15 protein-coding genes are annotated in these 17,618 nt (G+C 60.2%); all 15 read left to right on the forward strand.

The genetic code is table 11. The annotated features are described in order from the left end of the window. Positions 1–21 precede the first annotated feature (21 nt). The 15 genes from mnmA to nuoI all read left to right on the forward strand — a co-directional run bounded on the left by mnmA (position 22) and on the right by nuoI (position 17,615). Positions 22–1,155, forward strand: coding sequence for a tRNA 2-thiouridine(34) synthase MnmA (mnmA, locus tag WHX55_RS20735; protein ID WP_150758925.1), 1,134 nt, complete (start codon positions 22–24; stop codon positions 1,153–1,155). Further along, positions 1,152–1,775: a high frequency lysogenization protein HflD gene (hflD, locus tag WHX55_RS20740; protein ID WP_150755573.1), complete on the forward strand. Its 624-nt coding sequence runs from the start codon at positions 1,152–1,154 to the stop codon at positions 1,773–1,775. Before mnmA ends, hflD begins: the two co-directional genes overlap by 4 nt. Before the next feature lie 124 nt (positions 1,776–1,899). Next, positions 1,900–3,270: an adenylosuccinate lyase gene (purB, locus tag WHX55_RS20745; protein WP_102699199.1), complete on the forward strand. Its 1,371-nt coding sequence runs from the start codon at positions 1,900–1,902 to the stop codon at positions 3,268–3,270. An 86-nt stretch (positions 3,271–3,356) separates the two neighbouring features. Beyond that, the gene (locus WHX55_RS20750) at positions 3,357–4,526 is read left to right on the forward strand and encodes a cupin domain-containing protein (protein ID WP_150755572.1); all 1,170 of its coding nucleotides are present in this window, start codon (positions 3,357–3,359) and stop codon (positions 4,524–4,526) included. After that, on the forward strand, positions 4,519–4,944 hold the full coding sequence (locus WHX55_RS20755; protein ID WP_032829897.1) for a GNAT family N-acetyltransferase: 426 nt from the start codon (positions 4,519–4,521) through the stop codon (positions 4,942–4,944). The genes WHX55_RS20750 and WHX55_RS20755 overlap by 8 nt, the downstream gene beginning before the upstream one ends. Positions 4,945–5,186: 242 nt before the next feature. Beyond that, a complete protein-coding gene (locus WHX55_RS20760) occupies positions 5,187–5,948 on the forward strand; it encodes a secretin N-terminal domain-containing protein (RefSeq protein ID WP_353741203.1) in 762 nt (253 codons plus the stop codon). A 474-nt stretch (positions 5,949–6,422) separates the two neighbouring features. Then, on the forward strand, positions 6,423–7,748 hold the full coding sequence (gene aceA, locus WHX55_RS20765; protein WP_034146910.1) for an isocitrate lyase: 1,326 nt from the start codon (positions 6,423–6,425) through the stop codon (positions 7,746–7,748). 644 nt (positions 7,749–8,392) lie between these two features. Next, positions 8,393–8,806 (forward strand): NADH-quinone oxidoreductase subunit A, encoded by a 414-nt coding sequence (locus WHX55_RS20770; protein ID WP_003223812.1) that lies wholly within the window; start codon positions 8,393–8,395, stop codon positions 8,804–8,806. A 10-nt stretch (positions 8,807–8,816) separates the two neighbouring features. Further along, the gene (locus WHX55_RS20775; RefSeq protein WP_007970441.1) at positions 8,817–9,491 is read left to right on the forward strand and encodes an NADH-quinone oxidoreductase subunit B; all 675 of its coding nucleotides are present in this window, start codon (positions 8,817–8,819) and stop codon (positions 9,489–9,491) included. Positions 9,492–9,564: 73 nt separating this feature from the next. Further along, positions 9,565–11,349, forward strand: a complete 1,785-nt coding sequence (gene nuoC, locus WHX55_RS20780; RefSeq protein WP_150725935.1) for an NADH-quinone oxidoreductase subunit C/D — start codon at positions 9,565–9,567, stop codon at positions 11,347–11,349. 2 nt (positions 11,350–11,351) lie between these two features. Next, on the forward strand, positions 11,352–11,849 hold the full coding sequence (nuoE, locus tag WHX55_RS20785) for an NADH-quinone oxidoreductase subunit NuoE (protein WP_008020715.1): 498 nt from the start codon (positions 11,352–11,354) through the stop codon (positions 11,847–11,849). Then, entirely contained in the window at positions 11,846–13,201 is a 1,356-nt protein-coding gene (gene nuoF, locus WHX55_RS20790) for an NADH-quinone oxidoreductase subunit NuoF (protein WP_150725934.1), read from the forward strand. Before nuoE ends, nuoF begins: the two co-directional genes overlap by 4 nt. A gap of 137 nt (positions 13,202–13,338) precedes the next feature. Continuing rightward, positions 13,339–16,053: an NADH-quinone oxidoreductase subunit NuoG gene (gene nuoG / locus WHX55_RS20795; RefSeq protein ID WP_151214443.1), complete on the forward strand. Its 2,715-nt coding sequence runs from the start codon at positions 13,339–13,341 to the stop codon at positions 16,051–16,053. Beyond that, on the forward strand, positions 16,050–17,057 hold the full coding sequence (gene nuoH / locus WHX55_RS20800) for an NADH-quinone oxidoreductase subunit NuoH (protein ID WP_150725932.1): 1,008 nt from the start codon (positions 16,050–16,052) through the stop codon (positions 17,055–17,057). The genes nuoG and nuoH overlap by 4 nt, the downstream gene beginning before the upstream one ends. A 9-nt stretch (positions 17,058–17,066) precedes the next feature. Then, positions 17,067–17,615, forward strand: a complete 549-nt coding sequence (nuoI, locus tag WHX55_RS20805; RefSeq protein WP_150725931.1) for an NADH-quinone oxidoreductase subunit NuoI — start codon at positions 17,067–17,069, stop codon at positions 17,613–17,615. Positions 17,616–17,618: the final 3 nt, after the last annotated feature.

The following is a 17,618-nucleotide window of genomic DNA, read 5'->3' on the forward strand; positions in this document are numbered from 1 at the left end:
CAAGACACTCATTGAATCCCTATGCGTGATCCAGCCCCTTCTGACACACAAAAGAAGCGCGTCATTGTCGGCATGTCCGGCGGCGTGGACTCTTCCGTTTCCGCCCTCCTGCTGATTGAGCAGGGCTATGAGGTGGAAGGCCTGTTCATGAAGAACTGGGAAGAAGACGATGGAACGGAATACTGCACCGCCATGGATGACCTGGCGGATGCTCAAGCCGTGTGCGACAAGATTGGCATCAAGCTGCACACCGCCAACTTCGCCGCCGAGTACTGGGACAACGTATTCGAGCATTTCCTCGCCGAATACAAGGCCGGACGCACGCCGAACCCGGACATCCTGTGCAACCGCGAGATCAAGTTCAAGGCGTTCCTCGACTACGCCATGATGCTTGGCGCCGACCTGATCGCCACCGGTCACTACGTGCGTCGCCGCGACATCGACGGCCGCACCGAACTGCTCAAGGGCCTGGACCCGAACAAGGACCAGAGCTACTTCCTGCACGCCGTCGGCTTTGAGCAGATCGCCAAGACCCTGTTCCCGGTCGGCGAGCTGGAAAAACCGCAAGTGCGCGCCATTGCCGAGAAATACGAACTGGCGACCGCGAAGAAGAAGGATTCCACCGGGATCTGCTTTATCGGCGAGCGCCGCTTCAGCGACTTCCTCAAGCAATACCTGCCAGCGCAACCGGGCGAGATCAAGACCACCGAAGGTGAAATCATCGGCCGCCACCACGGCCTGATGTACCACACCATTGGTCAGCGTCAGGGCCTGGGCATTGGCGGGCTGAAAGATGCCAGTGACGAGCCGTGGTACGTGCTGATCAAGGACCTGGAACACAACGAGCTGATCGTTGGCCAGGGCAATGATCACCCGTGGCTGTTCTCCCGCGCCCTGCTCGCCTCCGATATCTACTGGGTCAACCCGATCGACCTGAGCCAGCCACGCAAGCTGACCGCCAAGGTTCGTTATCGCCAGAGCGACCAACCGTGCACCCTGGAAAAAACCGCCACCGGTTATCGCGCGACCTTCGATGATCCGCAACGCGCGGTCACTCCGGGCCAGTCCGTGGTGTTCTACGACGGTGAAATCTGCCTCGGCGGCGGTGTGATTGAAGTAGCCGAGCCGTGGACGAGCAAGGGCCAAGCCCTATGAACCCGATTCAGGAGCAACTGACGGCACTGGGCGGCGTGTTTCTCGCCGCAGTGCTGGTGGACAGGATTGCCAAGACCGGCCAGACCAACGAAGCCGGTCTGACCTGCATGCTCGGCAGCCTGCTGATTCGCGACCCCAAGGACACTTTGGAGGTTTACGGCGGCGACGACATCAACCTGCGTGAAGGCTACCGTGCGCTGATCGGCGCCCTCGAACGCGATCCAAGCGCCCTGCAGCGCGAGCCACTGCGTTATGCCCTGGCCATGCTCGGCCTTGAGCGTCAGCTGGCCAAGCGCAACGACATGCTCGACGTGATCGGCAAACGCCTGCCGCAGATTCAGTCCCAGGTCGAACACTTCGGCCCGGCCCACGAAAACGTTGTCGCCGCCTGCGGCGCGCTGTACCAGGACACCCTGAGCACCCTGCGCCAACGCATTCAAGTGCACGGCGACATGCGCAACCTGCAACAACCGAGCAACGCCTCGAAAATCCGCGCCCTGCTGCTGGCCGGGATTCGTTCGGCGCGCCTGTGGCGGCAGTTGGGTGGTCATCGCTGGCAGCTGGTGGTCAGCCGCCGCAAATTGCTCAAAGAGCTTTACCCCTTGATGCGTAACGAATAACCCGCATCGACAGCACCGAACTTAGCAATACGCGTAATACGCCGGTCAGTTGGCGACGGACCGGCGGATTTTTTCATGTATGATACGCGCCCCATTTCGTTGCCCGACTGTCCGAGAACACCCCATGCAGCTTTCTTCGCTCACTGCGGTTTCCCCTGTTGACGGCCGCTACGCCGGCAAAACCCAGGCCCTGCGCCCAATTTTCAGCGAGTACGGCCTGATCCGTGCCCGCGTCCTGGTTGAAGTGCGCTGGCTCCAGCGCCTGGCCGCTCACCCTGCCATCAGTGAAGTGCCGGCGTTCTCCGCCGAAGCCAACGCTGTGCTCAACACCCTGGCGGAAAACTTCTCTCTGGAGCACGCCGAGCGCGTCAAAGAGATCGAGCGCACCACCAACCACGACGTCAAGGCCATCGAATACCTGCTAAAAGAGCAAGCGGCCAAGCTGCCTGAACTGGCCAAGGTCAGCGAATTCATCCACTTTGCCTGCACCAGCGAGGACATCAACAACCTGTCCCACGCCCTGATGCTGCGCGAAGGCCGTGATGACGTAATGCTGCCGCTGATGCGCCAGACCGCCAACGCCATCCGCGAACTGGCGATCCGTTTCGCCGACGTGCCGATGCTGTCGCGCACCCACGGTCAACCGGCCTCGCCGACCACCCTGGGCAAAGAACTGGCGAACGTGGTTTACCGCCTGGAGCGCCAGATCGCCCAAGTGGCTGCCGTGCCGCTGCTGGGCAAAATCAACGGCGCTGTCGGCAACTACAACGCCCACCTGTCGGCCTACCCTGAGATCGACTGGGAAGCCAACGCCCGCGCCTTCATCGAAGACGAACTGGGCCTGGGCTTCAACCCGTACACCACGCAAATCGAACCGCACGACTACATTGCCGAGCTGTTCGACGCGATTGCCCGTTTCAACACCATCCTGATCGACTTCGACCGCGACATCTGGGGCTATATCTCCCTGGGTTATTTCAAACAGCGCACCATCGCTGGCGAAATCGGCTCGTCGACCATGCCGCACAAGGTCAACCCGATCGACTTCGAAAACTCCGAAGGCAACCTGGGTATCGCCAACGCACTGCTCCAGCACCTGGCGAGCAAACTGCCGATCTCCCGCTGGCAGCGCGACCTGACCGACTCCACCGTACTGCGCAACCTCGGTGTCGGCTTCGCCCACAGCGTGATCGCGTACGAAGCCAGCCTCAAGGGCATCAGCAAGCTTGAGCTCAACGAGCAGAAGATTGCCGCTGACCTGGACGCCTGCTGGGAAGTATTGGCCGAGCCGATCCAGACCGTGATGCGTCGCTACAACATCGAAAACCCGTACGAAAAGCTGAAAGAACTGACCCGCGGCAAGGGCATCAGCCCTGAAGCACTGCAGACTTTCATCGACGGCCTGGACATGCCAGCCGCCGCCAAGGCCGAGCTGAAATTGCTCACCCCGGCGAACTACATCGGCAACGCTGTAGAACAAGCCAAGCGCATCTGATCGACCGCTAGACCCTTTTAAGACGCCCGGCCGCGCCGGGCGTTTTTATTCCCGTCTGAAAAGTGCATTTTTTCAATAGGTTACACATGAATCCTGATATTCCTCTTCAACTTCTGGGCGGCATCACGGCACGGGAATTCCTGCGCGACTACTGGCAGAAAAAGCCGCTGTTGATCCGCCAGGCGATTCCTGATTTCGAAAGCCCGATCGACGCCGACGAACTGGCCGGCCTGGCGCTGGAAGAAGAAGTCGAATCGCGACTGATCATCGAGAATGGCGAGCGTCCGTGGGAACTGCGTCGCGGCCCGTTCGCCGAAGATGAATTCAGCAAGCTGCCTGAACGTGACTGGACCCTGCTGGTGCAAGCCGTGGATCAGTTCGTCCCGGAAGTCAGCGAACTGCTGGAAAATTTCCGCTTTCTGCCGAGCTGGCGCATCGACGACGTGATGATCAGCTACGCCGCACCGGGTGGCAGCGTTGGTCCGCACTTCGACAACTACGACGTGTTCCTGCTGCAAGGCCACGGCAAGCGCAACTGGAAGATCGGCCAGATGTGCAACACCGAGAGCCCGATGCTGGCCCACGCCGACCTGCGCATCCTCTCCGAATTCGAAGCCACCGATGAGTGGGTGCTGGAACCGGGCGACATGCTCTACCTGCCACCGCGTCTGGCCCATTGCGGCGTCGCCGTCGATGAATGCATGACCTACTCGGTCGGCTTCCGTGCACCGAGCGCCGCTGAAGTGCTGACCCACTTCACCGACTTCCTCAGCCAGTTCCTGTCGGACGAAGAACGCTACACCGACGCCGACGCCTTGCCGACTGCCGATCCTCACCAGATCCAGCGCGACGCACTCGACCGCCTCAAAGGCCTGCTGGCCGAGCACATGAGCGACGAGCGCCTGCTGCTGACCTGGTTCGGCCAGTTCATGACCGAGCCACGCTACCCGGAACTGGTGGTGGGCCCGGAAGACGTCGAAGAAGAGGACTTCATGTCCGCCCTGGAGCAAGGCGCGATCCTGGTTCGCAACCCGAGCGCTCGCCTGGCGTGGTCTGAAGTCGATGACGACCTGCTGCTGTTCGCCAGCGGCCAGAGCCGTTACCTTCCGGGCAAACTGCGCGAACTGCTGAAGATGATCTGCGCCGCCGACTCGCTGCACGCCGACAACCTTGGCGACTGGCTGAGCGACGAAGACGGCCGCGGCCTGCTGTGCGAACTGGTCAAGCAAGGAAGCCTGGGGTTTGCCGATGAATAAGATTCACGTTCGTGTCGCAGACTGGCAGAAGGACAACGCCGAGATCCGGCGCATTCGTGAGACGGTGTTCGTCGCCGAGCAATCCGTTCCGCCAGAACTGGAATGGGACGCCGATGACATTGATGCAGTGCATTTCCTCGCTTACGAAGGCGACTTTCCGATTGGCACCGCCCGCCTGCTGCCCGACGGCCACGTCGGCCGGGTGTCGGTACTCAAGGACTGGCGCGGCCTGAAAGTCGGCGATGCACTGATGCAAGCGGTCATCGGTGAAGCCGAAGAGCGCGGACTCAAGCAGCAGATGCTCAGCGCTCAAGTCCAGGCCACGGCATTCTATGAGCGCCTGGGCTTTCACATGGTCAGTGAGGAGTTCCTGGAAGCCGGGATTCCACATGTGGACATGGTGCGGCACTCGGCTTAAGACCCGGGTGCCGCCATCGCGAGCAAGCTCGCTCCCACAATAGATCTGTGAGTTGCTGAAGATTCTGGCAACACCATTGATCCCTGTGGGAGCGAGCTTGCTCGCGATGAGGCCCGACGAAACACCACAAAACGCCCTGCCATCAACCGATGCCGGGGCGTTTTGCTGTCTACGATTCAACTAGCGCCACGCCAGGCCGACAAACTGGCAATATCAAGTTTCAGAACGCGGAGATAACGGACATGTCCCTACGCACCCTGCTCACCACCTTGCTGCTCGGTTGCAGTTTTTCGGTGATGGCAGCCACAGAAATTGTGCCCCTCAAGTACCACACCAGCGCCGACCTGCTGCCGGTGGCGCAAGATTTCGTCGGCAAGGACGGACAGGTCAGCGCCTACGGAAATCAACTCATCGTCAACGCCGATCAGCGCAAGATCGACGAACTTAAAGCCCTTCTTTCGCAACTCGACACGGCGCCCAAGCGCCTGCTGATCACCGTCGACACCAGCGACAACAACTTCCAGGGTGACGAGGGTTATTCGGTGAACGGCGCCAAGCCAAGCCAGACCCGCATCATCAACTACAGCACCGACAGCCGCGACGGCGGCGTTCAGCAAGTGCAGGCCAGCGAAGGCGCACCGGCGCTGATCCAGGTCGGCCAGAGCGTGCCGTTGACCAGCTCGCAGACCGATTCCTACGGCGACCTGCGCAGCCAGACCGAATACCGCAACGTCACCCAGGGCTTCTATGTCACCGCAAACGTCACCGGTGACATCGTTCACCTGTCGGTCAGTACCAACCGTGACCGCATGAGCCAGGAACGTCCCGATGTAGTGAACGTACAAAGCACCGACACAACCGTCACCGGCCACCTCGGTGAGTGGATCCTGCTGGCCGGGGTCAACGGCCAGACCCAGGCCGACAAACAGGGCCAGACCCGCAGCTACTCGACCCAGAGCCGCAACGACATGACTTTGCGGGTGAAAGTCGACACCCTGGACTAAAGCACCAAAAACTGACTGACGAGTCGTATTAGACCAAAGATGTAGTGCCTTAAAAAAAGCACTACAAAACGTTTGACGAGCCAAAAAAGCAAAGGCATGATGGCCTCGCTCCCGCTAATCAGAGGCCCTGGCAAGGGCCTTCGAGGCGATGTTCGCACCTACCCCCGCGAACCGCTTCGTGTCTGTACCGCCCACAAGGTGTGTTTGACGAGGTTGTCGACTGGAACGAAGTTGTCCCGAGGGACGGAAGCGTAATAGGTAACCCGGCACCACACTGTTGTTCGCACCAAGGCCCACGACGCCTGAATGCGCCCGCAGTTCGCCTTTACCTGCTCACTTCCCCTCGAGCCGATCGTTCATCCCGTCGCCCTCCCCGCCGAATCCGACTTGACCGCTTAAGCTTCTGGTCAGCGAGCGCAGGAATTTTCCACCGCAGAACAACTTTTCATAAAGACGCGACGAGGTTTATCTCCCATGGCACTGACACGCGAACAGCAAATTGCAGCCCTCGAAAAAGACTGGGCTGAAAACCCGCGCTGGAAAGGCGTGACACGCACTTACTCCGCTGCTGACGTCGTCCGCCTGCGTGGCTCGGTTCAACCTGAGCACACCTTTGCAAAAATGGGCGCCGAGAAGCTGTGGAACCTGGTGACCCAGGGTGCCAAGCCAGCCTTCCGTCCTGAGAAAGATTTCGTCAACTGCATGGGCGCCCTGACCGGCGGCCAGGCCGTACAACAAGTCAAGGCCGGCATCCAGGCGATCTACCTGTCGGGCTGGCAAGTGGCTGCGGACAACAACTCCGCCGAATCGATGTACCCGGACCAGTCGCTGTACCCGGTGGACTCGGTGCCAACCGTGGTCAAGCGCATCAACAACTCGTTCCGTCGCGCCGACCAGATCCAGTGGAAAGCCGGCAAGAACCCGGGCGACGACGGCTACATCGACTACTTCGCTCCTATCGTTGCTGACGCTGAAGCCGGTTTCGGCGGCGTACTGAACGCCTACGAACTGATGAAGAGCATGATCGAAGCAGGCGCCGCCGGCGTTCACTTCGAAGACCAACTGGCTTCCGTGAAGAAATGTGGCCACATGGGCGGCAAGGTACTGGTTCCTACCCAGGAAGCCGTACAGAAGCTGACCGCTGCCCGCCTGGCTGCTGACGTTGCCGGTACTCCGACCATCATCCTGGCCCGTACCGACGCTAACGCTGCCGACCTGCTGACGTCCGACTGCGACCCGTACGACCAGCCATTCGTGACTGGCGAACGTACCCAGGAAGGCTTCTACAAGGTGCGCGCCGGTCTGGACCAGGCCATCGCTCGCGGCCTGGCCTACGCTCCGTACGCCGACCTGATCTGGTGCGAAACCGCCAAGCCAGACCTGGACGAGGCTCGTCGCTTCGCTGAAGCGATCAAGAAGGAATACCCGGACCAACTGCTGTCGTACAACTGCTCGCCTTCCTTCAACTGGAAGAAAAACCTGGACGACGCGACCATCGCCAAGTTCCAGCGCGAACTGTCCGCCATGGGCTACAAGCACCAGTTCATCACCCTGGCCGGCATTCACAACATGTGGCACAGCATGTTCAACCTGGCGCACGACTACGCCCGCAACGACATGACTGCCTACGTGAAGCTGCAAGAGCAGGAGTTCGCTGACGCCTCCAAGGGTTACACCTTCGTGGCGCACCAGCAGGAAGTGGGCACCGGCTACTTCGACGACATGACCACCGTGATCCAGGGTGGCTCGTCCTCGGTAACCGCGCTGACCGGTTCGACTGAAGAAGAACAGTTCCACTGATCTGCTTCGCCTGAGACATCAGCCGCTGCGGGCCGAATAGAAAGCTAACCGCAGCGCTGCACATCTGACGCCCCGACTGGTTCGGGGCGTTTTTTTGCCTGGGATTTCTCATGAACACAGAGAGACCCTGTGGGAGCGAGCCTGCTCGCGAAGAGGCCGGCACATCCAGCAGAGATATTGCCTGACAGACCGCTTTCGCGAGCAGGCTCGCTCCCACAGGGGAGGCGGTGGTGCTTGCAGCAAATCATTGATCCAGAGCGGTGCGACTGTCAGAAAAATCCGCTAAAACGCACTCCGCCGCTACTTGCAGTTACGCACATATAAGACAACTTCCCGAGTACCCGGCGGACAAGCAGTTTAAAAACCACGCCAAACAATACTGATTATCATTTAGCGCAAACAATGTTCGTTACATTCCCTACAAAACATAATTGACGAAATGCCGGCTAATGCCCAAGGCGCAAGGCCTGCGGGGTTTTTGAATCGCGCTATGTCCTTATTCCTATAATAAATTTCGCTATAGGAATTTTACTTGCCGGGTGTTTAGCCATAAAATCAGCGGGATTGATTGCTGCGACATATCGTCACTGCTTTTGTTTCTTTTCAAGCTCAGAGACCTTTGCTCTCTGTTAAGGATTACCAGCATGCCCGAAGCGACAGGACTCATGGCCCACAACTGGGGCTTTGCCATTTTCCTTCTAGGCGTTGTCGGCCTCTGTGCCTTCATGCTCGGTGTTTCCAGCCTCCTCGGGTCAAAAGCCTGGGGCCGCAGCAAAAACGAACCGTTCGAGTCCGGCATGCTACCTACAGGTGGCGCCCGCTTGCGGCTCTCAGCCAAATTCTATCTGGTCGCGATGCTCTTCGTGATCTTCGATATCGAAGCCCTCTTTCTCTTTGCATGGTCTGTGTCCGTCCGCGAAAGCGGCTGGACCGGATTCGTCGAAGCTCTCGTTTTCATAGCAATTCTGTTGGCAGGCCTTGTCTACCTATTCCGAGTGGGCGCCCTTGACTGGGCTCCGGAAGCTCGGCGCAAGCGGCAAGCGAAGCTGAAACAATGAGGCTTTGGCAATGCAATACAATCTCACCAGGATCGACCCCGATGCTCCTAACGAGCAGTATCCGATTGGCCAGCGGGAAACCGTTTCCGATCCGTTAGAAGATCAAGTCCACAAAAACATTTTCATGGGCAAGCTCGAAGACGTGCTTAACGGCACGATCAACTGGGGGCGCAAGAACTCCCTGTGGCCGTATAACTTCGGTCTTTCGTGCTGCTACGTGGAAATGACCACCGCCTTCACGGCGCCCCACGACATCGCGCGCTTTGGCGCCGAGGTTATCCGGGCATCGCCGCGTCAGGCGGATTTCATGGTTATCGCCGGTACCTGCTTCATCAAGATGGCGCCGATCATTCAGCGTCTCTACGAGCAAATGCTCGAGCCTAAATGGGTCATCTCCATGGGTTCGTGCGCCAACTCCGGTGGCATGTACGACATCTACTCCGTCGTTCAAGGGGTGGACAAGTTCCTGCCCGTGGACGTCTACGTGCCTGGCTGCCCGCCCCGCCCTGAGGCTTTCCTGCAAGGCTTGATGCTGTTGCAGGAGTCGATTGGCCAGGAGCGTCGTCCACTTTCCTGGGTCGTTGGCGATCAAGGCGTGTACCGCGCCGAGATGCCTTCCGAAAAGGAAAAGCGCCGCGAACAGCGTATTCAGGTAACCAACCTGCGCAGCCCCGACGAAGTCTGATCCAGATCTGCTTCTTTAATAGAACGAGAAACTGGCTTCATTCTTTACGTTGACCGAAAGCGATAAAATAACCATGACTACAGGCAGTGCTCTGTACATCCCGCCTTACAAGGCAGACGACCAGGATGTGGTCGTCGAACTGAACAACCGTTTTGGCCCGGAGGCGTTCACCGCCCAGGCTACCCGCACCGGCATGCCGGTGCTTTGGGTTGCCCGCGCCAAACTCGTCGAAGTCCTGAGCTTCCTGCGCAACCTGCCCAAGCCGTACGTCATGCTCTATGACCTGCACGGCGTGGACGAGCGTCTGCGCACCAAGCGTCAAGGGCTGCCGAACGGCGTCGACTTCTCCGTGTTCTATCACTTGATGTCGATCGAACGTAATAGTGACGTCATGATCAAAGTCGCCTTGTCCGAGAGCGACCTCAGCTTGCCGACCGTCACCAGCATCTGGCCGAACGCCAACTGGTACGAGCGTGAAGTCTGGGACATGTTCGGCATCGACTTCAAAGGCCACCCGCATCTGTCGCGCATAATGATGCCGCCGACCTGGGAAGGTCACCCGCTGCGCAAGGACTTCCCGGCCCGTGCCACCGAGTTCGATCCGTTCAGCCTGACCCTGGCCAAGCAACAGCTCGAGGAAGAAGCCGCGCGCTTCAAGCCTGAAGACTGGGGCATGAAGCGTTCCGGCCCGAACGAGGACTACATGTTCCTCAACCTCGGCCCGAACCACCCGTCCGCGCACGGTGCGTTCCGCATCATCCTGCAGCTGGACGGCGAAGAAATCGTCGACTGCGTGCCTGACGTTGGTTACCACCACCGTGGTGCCGAGAAGATGGCCGAGCGTCAGTCCTGGCACAGCTTCATCCCGTACACCGACCGTATCGACTACCTCGGCGGCGTGATGAACAACCTGCCGTACGTGCTCTCGGTCGAGAAGCTGGCCGGCATCAAGGTGCCGGAGAAGGTCGACGTCATCCGCATCATGATGGCCGAGTTCTTCCGGATCACCAGCCACCTGCTGTTCCTGGGTACCTACATCCAGGACGTCGGCGCCATGACCCCGGTGTTCTTCACCTTCACCGACCGCCAGAAGGCGTACACGGTGATCGAGGCCATTACCGGCTTCCGTCTGCACCCGGCCTGGTACCGCATCGGTGGCGTCGCCCACGACCTGCCGCGCGGTTGGGAAAAACTGGTCAAGGATTTCGTCGAGTGGATGCCAAAGCGTCTGGACGAATACCAGAAAGCCGCACTGGACAACAGCATCCTGCGCGGCCGGACCATCGGCGTCGCCGACTACAACACCAAAGAGGCCCTGGAATGGGGCGTCACCGGTTCCGGCCTGCGCGCCACTGGTTGCGATTTCGACCTGCGTAAGGCGCGCCCGTACTCCGGCTACGAGAACTTCGAGTTCGAAGTGCCGCTGGCGGCCAATGGCGATGCCTACGACCGTTGCATCGTGCGCGTCGAAGAGATGCGCCAGAGCATCAAGATCATCGACCAGTGCCTGCGCAACATGCCGGAAGGCCCGTACAAGGCGGATCACCCGCTGACCACGCCGCCTCCGAAAGAGCGCACCCTGCAGCACATCGAAACCTTGATCACGCACTTCCTGCAGGTTTCGTGGGGCCCGGTCATGCCGGCCAACGAATCCTTCCAGATGATCGAAGCGACCAAGGGCATCAACAGTTATTACCTGACGAGCGATGGCGGCACCATGAGCTACCGCACCCGGATTCGCACCCCAAGCTTCCCGCACCTGCAGCAGATCCCTTCGGTGATCAAAGGCAGCATGGTCGCGGACTTGATTGCGTACCTGGGTAGTATCGATTTCGTTATGGCCGACGTGGACCGCTAAGCATGAACAGCACGCTTATCCAGACAGACCGTTTCACCTTGAGTGAAACCGAGCGCTCGGCCATCGAGCACGAGTTGCATCACTACGAAGACCCGCGCGCGGCGTCGATCGAAGCCCTGAAGATCGTCCAGAAGGAACGTGGCTGGGTGCCGGACGGCGCTTTGTACGCCATCGGCGAGATCCTCGGCATCCCGGCCAGCGACGTTGAAGGCGTGGCCACTTTCTACAGCCAGATCTTCCGTCAGCCAGTGGGCCGTCACATCATTCGCGTCTGCGACAGCATGGTCTGCTACATCGGCGGCCACGAGTCCGTGGTCAGCGAAATCCAGAGCAAGCTCGGCATCGGCCTGGGTCAGACCACCGCCGACGGTCGTTTCACCCTGCTGCCGGTCTGCTGCCTCGGCAACTGCGACAAGGCGCCGGCGTTGATGATCGACGACGACACTTTCGGTGATGTGCAGCCAGCAGGCGTTGCCAAATTGCTCGAGGGCTACGTATGACCCTGACTTCCTTCGGTCCGGCCAACCTCATCAAGCGTTCGGCCGAGACTCACCCGCTGACCTGGCGTTTGCGTGACGACGGCGAAGCCGTATGGCTCGACGAGTACCAGGCCAAGAACGGTTACGCCGCTGCGCGCAAGGCCTTCGCCGACATGGCTCAGGACGACATCGTCCAGACCGTGAAAGATTCCGGCCTCAAGGGTCGCGGCGGTGCAGGCTTCCCCACGGGTGTTAAGTGGGGCCTGATGCCCAAGGACGAGTCCATCAACATCCGCTACCTGCTGTGCAACGCGGATGAAATGGAGCCCAACACCTGGAAAGACCGCATGCTGATGGAGCAACTGCCCCATCTGCTGATCGAAGGCATGCTGATCAGTGCCCGCGCACTGAAAACCTACCGTGGCTACATCTTCCTGCGTGGCGAGTACACCACCGCGGCCAAGCACTTGAACCGTGCCGTGGAAGAAGCCAAGGCAGCGGGCCTGCTGGGCAAGAACATCCTGGGTTCGGGTTTTGATTTCGAGCTATTCGTCCACACCGGCGCCGGGCGTTACATCTGCGGTGAAGAAACCGCACTGATCAACTCCCTCGAAGGCCGTCGCGCCAACCCGCGCTCCAAGCCGCCCTTCCCTGCCGCCGTTGGCGTGTGGGGCAAGCCGACTTGCGTGAACAACGTCGAGACCCTGTGCAACGTGCCGGCGATCATCGCCGACGGCGTGGACTGGTACAAATCGTTGGCCCGCGAAGGCAGCGAAGACATGGGCACCAAGCTCATGGGCTTCTCCGGCAAGGTCAAGAACCCTGGTCTGTGGGAATTGCCGTTTGGCGTCACCGGTCGCGAACTGTTCGAAGACTACGCCGGCGGCATGCGCGACGGGTACAAGCTCAAGTGCTGGCAGCCTGGCGGCGCCGGTACCGGCTTCCTGTTGCCGGAACACCTGGACGCACAAATGTACGCCGGCGGCATCGCCAAAGTGGGCACCCGCATGGGTACCGGCCTGGCCATGGCGGTGGACGACAGCGTCAACATGGTGTCCCTGCTGCGCAACATGGAGCAGTTCTTCGCTCGCGAATCCTGTGGCTTCTGCACCCCGTGCCGCGATGGCTTGCCATGGAGCGTCAAGCTCCTGATGGCCATCGAGAACGGTGAAGGCCAGCCAGGCGACATCGAGACCCTGCTGGGTCTGGTCGGCTTCCTCGGCCCAGGCAAGACCTTCTGTGCTCACGCACCGGGCGCCGTGGAGCCGTTGGGCAGCGCAATCAAATACTTCCGTCCAGAGTTCGAAGCCGGTATCGCGCCTGTCAGCGCCGCCGTCCCGCCTCTGGCAAGGCCGATCCTGGTCGGCGCGTAAACGCTTAAAAAAGGCGAAGGGTCCGTGCCCTTCGCTTTTCGTGTGATGACGCCTTTAACGGCTGTGTTGATTCACGCGGATAACAAGATTCCATTAGCCACGCCCGCTGACACCGGGCCAACGAAGAACTTTGAACCATGGCCACTATCCACGTAGACGGCAAAGAGCTCGAAGTCGACGGGGCAGACAACCTGTTACAGGCATGTCTGTCGCTAGGCCTCGATATCCCTTATTTCTGCTGGCACCCTGCCCTGGGCAGCGTTGGCGCTTGCCGCCAGTGCGCGGTCAAGCAGTACACCGACGAGAACGACACCCGTGGTCGTATCGTCATGTCCTGCATGACCCCTGCCACCGACGGCACCTGGATCTCCATCGAAGATGAAGAATCCAAGGCCTTCCGTGCCAGTGTTGTTGAATGGTTGATGACCAACCACCCTCACGACTGCCCGGTCTGTGAAGAAGGCGGTCACTGCCACCTGCAAGACATGACGGTAATGACCGGCCACAACGAGCGCCGTTACCGCTTCACCAAGCGTACCCACCAGAACCAGCAACTGGGCCCGTTCATTTCCCACGAGATGAACCGCTGCATCGCTTGCTACCGCTGCGTGCGCTTCTATAAAGACTACGCAGGCGGCACCGACCTCGGTGTGTACGGCGCCCACGACAACGTGTACTTCGGTCGCGTTGAAGACGGCACCCTGGAAAGCGAGTTCTCCGGCAACCTCACCGAGGTCTGCCCGACCGGTGTGTTCACCGACAAGACTCACTCCGAGCGCTACAACCGCAAGTGGGACATGCAGTTCTCGCCGAGCATCTGCCATGGCTGCTCCAGCGGTTGCAACATCTCCCCGGGCGAGCGTTACGGTGAACTGCGTCGTATCGAAAACCGTTTCAACGGTTCGGTGAACCAGTACTTCCTGTGCGACCGTGGCCGTTTCGGCTATGGCTATGTCAACCGCGAAGACCGCCCGCGTCAGCCACTGCTGGCCAATGGCGCCAAGCTGAGCCTCGACGAAGCGCTGGATAAAGCCGCCGACCTGCTGCGCGGTCGCAACATCGTCGGTATCGGTTCGCCCCGCGCCAGCCTCGAAAGCAACTACGCGCTGCGCGAACTGGTGGGCGCCGAGCATTTCTACTCGGGTATCGAAGCTGCCGAGCTGGAGCGCATCCGTCTGGTCCTGCAAGTGCTCAAAGACAGCCCGCTGCCAGTGCCGAACATGCGTGACATCGAAGATCACGACGCCGTGTTCGTCCTCGGTGAAGACCTGACCCAGACTGCTGCGCGTATGGCCCTGTCCCTGCGTCAATCGGTCAAGGGCAAGGCCGAAGACATGGCCGACGCCATGCGCGTCCAGCCTTGGCTCGACGCCGCCGTGAAGAACATCGGCCAGCACGCGCTGAACCCGCTGTTCATCGCAAGCCTGGCTGAAACCAAGCTCGACGACATCGCCGAAGAGTGCGTTCACGCCGCTCCGGACGACCTGGCCCGCATCGGTTTCGCCGTGGCTCACGCCCTCGACGCCAACGCTCCAGCCGTTGAAGGCCTGGACAGCGAAGCACTCGAGCTGGCCAAGCGCATTGCCGACGCCCTGATCAAAGCCAAGCGTCCACTGATCATCGCCGGTACGTCCCTGGGCTCCAAAGCCTTGATCGAAGCCGCCGCGAACATCGCCAAGGCCCTGAAGCTGCGCGAGAAGAACGGTTCCATCAGCCTGATCGTGCCTGAGGCCAACAGCCTCGGCCTGGCCATGCTCGGTGGCGAATCGGTCGACGCCGCGCTGCAAGCGGTGATCGACGGTAAGGCCGACGCCATTGTCGTGCTGGAAAACGATCTGTACACCCGTACCGACAAAGCCAAGGTCGATGCTGCCCTGAGCGCCGCCAAAGTGCTGATCGTCGCCGACCATCAGAAGACTGCCACCAGCGATCGCGCGCACCTGGTTCTGCCAGCCGCCAGCTTCGCTGAAGGCGACGGCACCCTGGTCAGCCAGGAAGGGCGCGCCCAGCGCTTCTTCCAGGTCTTCGATCCGAAGTACATGGACGCGAGCATCCTGGTTCACGAAGGCTGGCGCTGGCTGCATGCCCTGCGCGCGACCCTGTTGAACCAGCCGATCGACTGGACCCAACTGGACCACGCCACCGCCGCCGTCGCTTCCAGCACTTCGATCCTGAACCGCATCGTCGATGCCGCACCGTCCGCCGCGTTCCGCATCAAGGGCATGAAACTGGCCCGTGAACCGCTGCGTTACTCTGGTCGTACCGCCATGCGCGCCGATATCAGCGTGCACGAGCCACGTACCCCGCAGGACAAGGACACCGCGTTCGCCTTCTCCATGGAAGGTTACTCGGGCTCGGCCGAGCCGCGTCAGCAAGTGCCATTCGCCTGGTCTCCGGGCTGGAACTCGCCGCAAGCCTGGAACAAGTTCCAGGACGAAGTCGGTGGTCATATCCGCGCTGGCGACCCGGGCACCCGCCTGATCGAAAGCACTGGTGACTCGCTGAACTGGTTCGCCAGTGTTCCGCGCGCGTTCAACCCAGCCCAGGGCACCTGGCAGGTTGTGCCGTTCTTCCACCTGTTCGGCAGCGAAGAGAACTCTTCGAAAGCCGCTCCGGTTCAGGAACGCATTCCAGCTGCTTATGTTGCACTGGCCAAGTCTGAAGCCGACCGTTTGGGCGTCAATGACGGTGCCATGCTGAGCCTGAATGTGGCTGGCCAGACCCTGCGCCTGCCACTGCGTATCAATGAAGAGCTGGGCGCCGGTCTGGTGGCATTGCCTGCGGGCATCGCCGGCATTCCGCCAGCGATCTTTGGCAAATCCGTTGACGGTCTGCAGGAGGCAGCTCAATGACCTTGTTCACTCCTGAAGTGATCGACGTGATCATCGCGGTCCTCAAGGCCGTGGTGATTCTGCTCGCCGTAGTGGTTTGCGGTGCTCTGCTGAGCTGGGTCGAGCGTCGTCTGCTCGCCCTCTGGCAGGACCGTTACGGTCCGAACCGCGTCGGTCCGTTCGGCGCGTTCCAGATCGCGGCCGACATGATCAAGATGTTCTTCAAGGAAGACTGGACTCCGCCGTTCGCCGACAAAGTGATCTTCACTTTGGCGCCGGTCGTGGCCATGAGCGCCTTGCTGATTGCCTTCGCAATCATCCCGATCACCCCGACCTGGGGTGTCGCGGACATCAACATCGGCATCCTGTTCTTCTTCGCCATGGCGGGCCTGTCGGTCTACGCGGTGTTGTTCGCCGGCTGGTCGAGCAACAACAAGTTCGCCCTGCTGGGCAGCTTGCGGGCCTCGGCACAGACCGTGTCGTACGAAGTGTTCATGGGCCTGTCGCTGATGGGCATCGTGATCCAGGTTGGCTCGTTCAACATGCGCGACATCGTTGAGTATCAAGCGCAGAACCTGTGGTTCGTCATTCCGCAGATCTTCGGTTTCCTGACCTTCTTCATCGCTGGCGTCGCCGTGACTCACCGTCACCCGTTCGACCAGCCGGAAGCGGAACAGGAACTGGCCGACGGTTACCACATTGAATACGCCGGCATGAAATGGGGCATGTTCTTCGTCGGCGAGTACATCGGCATCGTGCTGATCTCGGCTCTGCTGGTAACCCTGTTCTTCGGTGGCTGGCACGGTCCGTTCGGCATCCTGCCGCAGATCCCGTTCATTTGGTTCGCTCTGAAAACCGCGTTTTTCATCATGTTCTTCATCCTGCTGCGCGCCTCGATTCCGCGCCCACGGTATGACCAAGTGATGGATTTCAGCTGGAAGTTCTGCCTGCCGCTGACCCTCATCAACATGCTGGTGACCGCTGCGATCGTGTTGCTCAACACGCCCGCCGTCGCGGCTCAGTGAGGATAGAGAATCATGAAGTACATATTTGACATCGTGCATGGCTTCTACACCCAGCTTCGCAGCCTGGTGATGATCTTCAGCCATGCCTTCCGCAAGCGCGACACGCTGCAGTATCCGGAAGAGGCGGTGTACCTGCCGCCGCGCTTTCGTGGGCGTATCGTCCTGACCCGTGACCCCGACGGCGAAGAGCGTTGTGTAGCCTGCAACCTGTGCGCCGTGGCGTGCCCGGTCGGTTGCATCTCGCTGCAGAAAGCTGAAACCGAAGACGGTCGCTGGTACCCGGAGTTCTTTCGCATCAACTTCTCGCGCTGCATTTTCTGCGGCCTCTGCGAGGAAGCCTGCCCGACCACCGCGATCCAGCTGACACCGGATTTCGAGATGGCCGAGTTCAAACGTCAGGACCTGGTTTACGAGAAAGAAGATCTGCTGATCTCCGGCCCCGGCAAAAACCCTGATTACAACTTCTATCGTGTTGCAGGTATGGCGATTGCCGGGAAGCCGAAAGGCTCCGCGCAGAATGAAGCCGAACCGATCAACGTGAAGAGCTTGCTGCCTTAAGGA

Source organism: Pseudomonas fluorescens, assembly GCF_040448305.1.
GTDB classification, from domain to species: domain Bacteria; phylum Pseudomonadota; class Gammaproteobacteria; order Pseudomonadales; family Pseudomonadaceae; genus Aquipseudomonas; species Aquipseudomonas fluorescens_BH.